Source organism: Blastococcus sp. MG754426 (genome assembly GCF_021699055.1).
Taxonomy (GTDB): Bacteria; Actinomycetota; Actinomycetes; order Mycobacteriales; family Geodermatophilaceae; genus Blastococcus.
Genome location: NZ_SSXC01000184.1, coordinates 1 through 456, shown reverse-complemented (window position 1 = coordinate 456; position 456 = coordinate 1). Strand labels below are relative to the sequence as shown.

At 77.4% G+C, this 456-nt stretch carries 1 protein-coding gene; it reads left to right on the top strand.

The window, feature by feature from the left end; translation table 11 throughout:
• Positions 1–456, top strand: a 456-nt coding sequence (locus E9549_RS22910) for a FixH family protein (RefSeq protein ID WP_236828900.1), incomplete at both ends; no start/stop codon positions are given.

The window sequence follows — 456 nt, the reverse complement described above, 5'->3', positions numbered from 1 at the left end:
GCGCTCTCGGCGGTGCTGGTCGCCACCCCGCCGGCCCGCACGGCGCTGGCCCAGCCGGTGGAGGTCGTGCTGCCGCTGCAGGGCAGCTCCGGCGCGTCCACCGGCAGCGTCCAGCTGACGGTGGAGCCGGCGCGCCCCGGCGAGAACGCGCTGCACGTCTACCTCTTCGACGACGCCGGGCGGCTGACCCAGCCGGCCGAGATCCGGCTGACGCTCACCGAGCGCAGCCAGCAGATCGGGCCCCTCGACGTCGCCCTGGAGCCCGCGGGGCCGGGGCACTACGTCGGCGACGGCATGTCCATCCCGGGCGCCGGCACCTGGACGCTCACCGCCACCGTCCGGCTCGACGAGTTCACCGCGCTCTCGGCGGTGCTGGTCGCCACCCCGCCGGCCCGCACGGCGCTGGCCCAGCCGGTGGAGGTCGTGCTGCCGCTGCAGGGCAGCTCCGGCGCGTCC